General features: G+C 66.7%; 4 protein-coding genes and 1 pseudogene. 3 read left to right on the top strand and 2 right to left on the bottom strand.

The genetic code is table 11. The annotated features are described in order from the left end of the window. Window positions 1-1002, bottom strand: a pseudogene (locus AB0L59_RS35645) (hypothetical protein); the annotation flags it as partial. A gap of 600 nt (window positions 1003-1602) precedes the next feature. Here AB0L59_RS35645 and AB0L59_RS35640 point away from each other — a divergent pair. After that, on the top strand, window positions 1603-2922 hold the full coding sequence (locus AB0L59_RS35640) for a hypothetical protein (protein ID WP_365590810.1): 1320 nt from the start codon (window positions 1603-1605) through the stop codon (window positions 2920-2922). Here the strand turns inward: AB0L59_RS35640 and AB0L59_RS35635 are convergent. Further along, a complete protein-coding gene (locus AB0L59_RS35635) occupies window positions 2906-3265 on the bottom strand; it encodes a hypothetical protein (protein ID WP_365590808.1) in 360 nt (119 codons plus the stop codon). The genes AB0L59_RS35640 and AB0L59_RS35635 overlap by 17 nt on opposite strands. A 269-nt stretch (window positions 3266-3534) precedes the next feature. On the opposite strand from AB0L59_RS35635, the gene AB0L59_RS35630 reads away from it, so the two are divergent. Beyond that, entirely contained in the window at window positions 3535-4026 is a 492-nt protein-coding gene (locus AB0L59_RS35630; protein WP_365590807.1) for a DUF3761 domain-containing protein, read from the top strand. A 250-nt stretch (window positions 4027-4276) separates the two neighbouring features. Next, window positions 4277-6115 carry a TerD family protein gene (locus AB0L59_RS35625; protein ID WP_365590805.1) on the top strand — a complete coding sequence of 613 codons (1839 nt, stop codon included), beginning with the start codon at window positions 4277-4279 and terminating at the stop codon, window positions 6113-6115. Window positions 6116-6300 lie beyond the last annotated feature (185 nt).

Here is a 6300-nt window from a genome sequence, read left to right as displayed (position 1 = left end):
GCTGCCGTAGTTGCTCTCGATCATGGCGACACTGGCGACCTGACCGAGACCTTGCCCGAAAGCGGTCGGTGCCCCCCAGGGGAGGAAGCGGTTGTCGTTGTTGCGCCAGGTGTGGATCAGGCCGCCATTCGCGCTCGGCACCACCAGTTCGAAGTTCCCCATGGAGCCGAAGCGGCTCTGAATCAGCACCGGATTGCCGGCCGCACCGGGAAAAGCCTGCCACACTGGCACAACACAGCGCTGATCGGCCTGGGACCAGTACGCTTCTTCAGCATGACCGTTTACGATCTGCCAGGTCGAGTTGCAGACGTCACCGATCTCGGCGTTGTTGTTGACAATGATGCCGCCGCCGTCAACATTGCTGACGTTGGGGTCAGTGCAGGCCTCGGCCAACTCATGGGAAAAGACCTTAGGAATCGAGTTTCCGCCGGTGAGGGTGCCGTCGTTGGTGACCCAGGCCCAATACACCCGAGTGCCGTCCGACCGGTCGTAGTAGCCGTGGTAGCCGACATCGCCAGGGTGATCCTGAGTACTCACGCCAGTCGGCAGCATAACTGCATACAGCCGGTCGATAGAGGTGTCGGGTGTCGGCACACTGCCAGCTGCGATGCGCTTCTCGATCTCCTGCCTGATGTCGGCGTCGGTGAAGGTGGCGCCCGGCGAGCTATTGACGTCAAGATCGGTGTGTTCGAGGGTGATGGGCCCGATGCCTCGGTACTGGCCGAGTTGGGTGGCCCAGGGGCCACTGAGAGTATCGGTCACGGCGGATACGCAGGCGGTGAAGCTCGGGACAGCGGCGGGGACAGCGTTACTGTCCCAGGTGGCTCCCCAAAAAATGAGGACGACGCGGCAGCCAGTCAACAGTTTGCCGCCGTAGTCTTTGTACGCTGTGACATCCCCGTCAGCTGGCGAGACGAGCTGATCTTCCGACCGCTTGACGACCAAGGACTCGTCGACTCCGGTGACGCGACCGGTTACGTCCCTGACAACTTCGGCTGCCACCGCTCCTGCTCTGACCGCAGGATCGTGTCGATCTGGCATAAACCTCTCCTGATACGTACATCAAAGCACTAGCAGGTGCTGCTTGCACCTATTAGGAGATTGGGTACGTAGCGGTACTGCAACCTGACACGAGCGGAGGGGCGACTCAGCGGACGCTCGGCGGAGCGGGTCGCTGCCTGACATCGCATCTCGTTTCCCCTATCGGTGAGCACGGCGATGACCAGGCCGTGGGGGTGCAGGGCGACATCGCCGACCAGGCCGGATCCTGCAACCTGCTCGCGTAGTGGAACCGGTGAGGACCAGGAGCCGGTGGCAGCGGCAAGGCGCCTGGTGGCCCAGCAGCGTCCGTCGGTTGCCCCTTATCGCGACGGGGCGAAGCCCACCCGGTGTATGCATGACCACCAGAGAGCTCCCGCCTCCGGCGCGTACCAATGGCGACTCGGTGGATCACCGCGGATGATGATGTTCGAGCCCTCTGCTCGACAGCGGATCTCCGGCGGCCGGGCCGCCCACGCACGCCACGTCTTCCCCGCCCAGCGCGTGGAGATGCCCGCACTGCACACATGTAGGTTACGACCCGCGACCTCAGGAGGTGATCGGGTGCGAACTCCCCCCAAGCCGCACAACGGCTTGCGCCCGAAGGCGCTCCGGCCCTCGCTGAACACCCGGCGGGCCCAGCTCGACATGGCAGGGATCCTGCTGGTCCTCCTCGCGACGATGGTGCTGCTGGGCTGGTTCGGCATCGGCAACCTCGTCCATGCTCTGACCTTCCCCGGTCGCCTTACCGGTGCCTTCCTCATCACGGTCGCGTTCACCACGCTCCTGGCTGCCGGCGCAGTCCTGGACTACTGGGTCAGGCACAGCTTCCAGCACTCCGGTCTGGCCGTACTGATCGGCGTGTTTGCAGCGCTCCTGGCCGACACCTTGCTGCTGCTCAGGACGGTGAAGAACGGCGATCTGCTGCTTTTCAAGGTGCTATTCGCCGTACTCACGGCGGGGGCGGCTTGGGCTCTCTACGCCGTGTGGCGGACGTCGGTCACGGTCCCCGCCCCGAAGCGTGTGGCCGCTGCCCTGGTGGTCTCCTCGGCTCTCGCTGTCACCAATTTCGGCTACCAGAACCTCTATCTGCCATACCGGCGTGAGGCCAGGCCTCTCATCACCTTGGTTGTGGGGAAGGCTGTGTTACGCAAGGACCGCAAGGCGTTCACCGTACCGGTTGACATCACCCTCCAGAACCACGCCGACGTGGGGTTCTACGTGCTCGGCACGGAAGTCCACGTAATGGGGGAACAGGTGCGGCTGAGCCGCAAGGACCGACTCCGCCAGCAGTGGCGACGCGATGCCGAGCAGATTGCCCAGTCCTCGGGGGAGACGAACCCGCTCTCCCGCAGGGAGATTCACCAGTCGGGCCAGTTGGTGGAGGCAAAACCCTGGATGCAGCCCGGAGACTGGATCGAGCCGAGCGACACCTTCACCACGCGCCAGGTGGTGGAACTACCCATGGACACGCAATACGACCAGTTGGCCTTCTACGCCACCGCGAGCCTTGCGCGCAAGGACCAGATCGTGCTGGATCCACCAGTCAAGTTCGTGACGACCTCCTGGAGTGGTGACGGTAACGTGCCGAAATGGGTGAAGGACCAGCAGAAGAAGGGCACCGACTCCCTCCTCTACCGCGCCCGGGTGCACGAGAACAACAAGATCGACGAAACCATCAGGCAACCGCACTTCGTCACCGTCGCTTGGTTGTTCGGCACGCATGGTGCAGCTGTGCAGTCGAGCATTACGCACACGGACGACAATGGCAGCAGCCAACCGTCCGGGGAGGAACTACGGGAGCTGGTGACCCGGTACGGTCTCGTCGATCTCTCCGGCGGCCCTCTCGAGCTGACCCTGTGGGATATCAAGGCCCAGCAATGAGCCGCTCCAGCCAGGCCACCAGCGCGACCGAGCTGTTCATCCGGCCCCAGGAGTACGCGTCCCCCATGCCGAGCCGGGCCTCCCGCACGGCCCGGCACAGCGTCTCGACGTCGAACATCTCCCTCACCAACGGATGCTGGGCACAACGGCACAGGGCTATGAGTTCGTCGCCGTGTCTGCGCAGGTCGCCGGCGTAGAGGTCGTCGAAGGGAACCTTGACGGTCCTGCCTCGGATCGGAGTCGGGAGCAGGTCCGCCCCAAGGGGAGGCGAGATGCGGCGGATGCCGCAGACGCCTTCGACCGGCTTGTCGGCGGCATGTTGCGAGTACTGGACCCCGACCACCTGTGTAGTGCGCCAAAGCCTCGCACTACTGGCGGAGCGGGCGGGTGAGGCGTCAGGTACGGATGGATGACACCAACCAGCCTCGAAGCGGTCTGCGAACTGCGGATCCAAGAGGGTCGTAAAAGTCCGCCGCCGGAGCAGCTGCGGGTAGAGGGTACCGCCAGGATCCCACGCATGTACGGGGGTTGCGCGGTTCGCGGGGAGGGTTTGTAAAGTATTCAACTGCCCCGTGGCGTGTGTGTCCGGGTGTCCTTGTAGAGGGGCGTCGTGTGAGCCAGTACCAGCCCGGGCCGTGGGCCGTCCGTCCGCCTGAGCCTGTTCGCATGCCTGATATCCGTCCGCTGCACAAGCGCAAGCGTGTGTGGGTCGGTGGTTTGACGCTGTTTGCGGTCGGTGCCGCGTTCGGTGGTGGTAATTCCAGTGCGGCCAGTCCCGCCCCGCGCCCCACGGTCACCGTCACCGCGACCGCCACCAAGACGGCCATGCCAGCCCCGACGGTCACCGTGACGAAGGCGGCCGCGCCGGCCCCGACGGTGACGGTGACCAAGACGGCCAAGCCCGCGTCGGCGGCCACGCACGCGTCAAGTGCCGGCTCCTCGGGCAGCAGCGGCGGTTCGTCGTCGGGCGGCTCGTCGAGCTCCGGCGGCACGTCTGATGCGGCCGGGGCCACCGCTTTGTGCAATGACGGCACCTACAGCTACGCCGCTCATCACCAGGGAGCCTGCTCCCATCACGGTGGTGTCGCCGTCTTCTACAGGTAGCAGGCGCCGCGGCGCGGCTGCTGAGTCGCAGTGCGGCGGCTGTGGTCGGGCGATATGGGGCAGCCCCAGGGCAGGGGTGTCCGGCTCGCCCGTTCTCACGGGTCGTGCCGACGGCAGCGCGGCCAGGTCGAGTTGGGCTGCCGCGGTGCGATGCAGCAAGCGGGCGGTCGTCGAGAGCAGTCGCCTTGGGTGGAGACGGCAAGAACGGAGAGGAACCATGGCTTTCGGCTTTCGTGTGGGTGTGCCGGGGATGAGTGTGCGGGTCTCGACCCGGGGCGTACGCACCTCCGTGGGACCCCGCGCGGCGCGCATCAGCATGGGCAGCGGCGGCACGCGGATCTCTTCCGGAGTGGGCCCGTTCTACGCCTCCAGTTCCCTGGGCGGAGGACGACGCCGCACCAGCACGAGCCGTACGAGCCGATCTCGGGCCGTCGCCCCCTCAGCAGCGCAGCTCGAGCGTGCTCGCCGACAGGCCGAGCGGGCCCGGCAAGAAGCGGACCGCGACGCCGCGATCGCTGAGTTGAAGGAGCTGCGGCGGCAGACGACGAGTGTCCACCTGCAGTCCTTCACCCCGGCCCGGCCCCCGGTGGTGCCGGGGCCTCCGCAGCTGAACCTGGCCTGGGCCCTGGCAGAGGCCCAAGCCCACCACCTGGCCGGGCTGGGCCTCTTCGCCCGAGCCGAGCGGGCGGCAGCCAAGCACAGGGCCGAGGAAGACGCCCCGGCCTACCTGGCCGCCGAACAGGCCCGCCTGCAGACCGTCCACAGCCAGTTGGCCGCCGAGGCCGATCAGTGGTGGCAGACCCTGATCGCCAACGACGAGGAAACCGTGTGCGAGGTGGTCAATTACGCCTTCTCCGACAACCCCGCCGCAGGCTGCGCAGTGGGAGTCGACGGGGCAGTGCTGTCCGTGGTGATACGGCAGCAAGACATCGACTCGCTGCCCGACCAGACACCCGGAGTCACCCCCAGCGGGCGCCCCACTCTCAAGACCCTCAGCAAGCGCGACCGCACCCTGTGGTGGCTCACCTCCATGGGGTCGAACATCGTTGCCACGCTCAAAGAGGCATTCGCCGTCGCGCCCGGCATCACCGCCATCGACCTGGCCGTGCTCACGCGCCTGCCGGACACCCAGCGTCTGAGGTTCGTTGCCTACGGCCGCTGGACGCGCCAGGCCATCGAAGCCGGCCCCTGGCGGGAGACGACCGACGCGCTGCGATTCCTCGACATCGGCCAGGACGTCGCCTGCTCGGTCACCACCACCGCCTCCGGGAACCTCTCCAGCGCCATCAAGCCCCTGGACACCAGACTGCTGCCCGGCCTGCAAAGCCTCCTCGACCACGCCCAGGACGACGCCGAATCCGGGGATGCGACCCTGGCCGGCCTCGACGGAGAGCTGCGCGCCAACGTACCTGCCGCATCCTCTGTCCCCCTGCCGGATCCCTACCGGATCCTCCCCTTCGCCGAGTGGAAGAGTCAGACCACTCCCCTGACGCCGCCGCCCGCACCCGCGGCGCCGGCCCACACTCCTGCGCTGCCGAGCCACGCCCCTGCAACCGCGCTCACGCCGGGACAGAGCCTGGTGCTGCCCGAGGAGGCCTGGCAAGGGCTGCTCATCGCCTTCAGTTTCGCTGGCGCCGACGCGGACCTCACCCTCTTCCTGACCGACACCGGCGGCCAGGTCTCCTGTGATGAGGACTTCGTCTTCTACAACCAGCCCTCCGCCGCCCACGGTGCGGCTCGCCTGCTGGGCAAGCAGACCGACGGCCCGCACACCGTCGAACGCGCAGCCCTCCACCTCACCGCCCTGCCGACCCACATCCAGCGCGTCACGGTCGCCATCAACATGGACGTCGACACCGGCCTGACCTGCGGCGCCCTCACCCACGCAGCTCTGTACATGGACTGCGTCACCGGAGCCGCCTGGACCTTCCAGCCCCCTGCCGACCCCGACATCCGCGCCATGGTCATCGCCGAGCTGTACCGGCACACCACCAACGGCCAGCCCGTCTGGAAACTCCGCGCCATCGGCCAAGGCTGGGCCGACGGCCTCGACGGACTCGCACGCGCCCACGGCGTCAACGTCACATAGCCAGTCAGTTGCTCCGTACGCGATAACCAAAATCGTTCATCGGCGACTTCGGAAGTCACTCCGCGGCCCCTTCACGTGATCAACGCCGATGAGTTTGGAAGTCGCGGCCGCCTTTCTCGCGGATCGGACCGCGCGGTCAGGCGGTCAGTTCCGTCTGGGCCGATGCCACAGGTGTGGGGATGTGA

It is taken from the genome of Streptomyces sp. NPDC052109, assembly GCF_040680195.1.
Taxonomy (GTDB): domain Bacteria; phylum Actinomycetota; class Actinomycetes; order Streptomycetales; family Streptomycetaceae; genus Streptomyces.
Note: the sequence above shows the minus strand (reverse complement) of the source record. Positions and strands in the feature narration are given on the sequence as shown.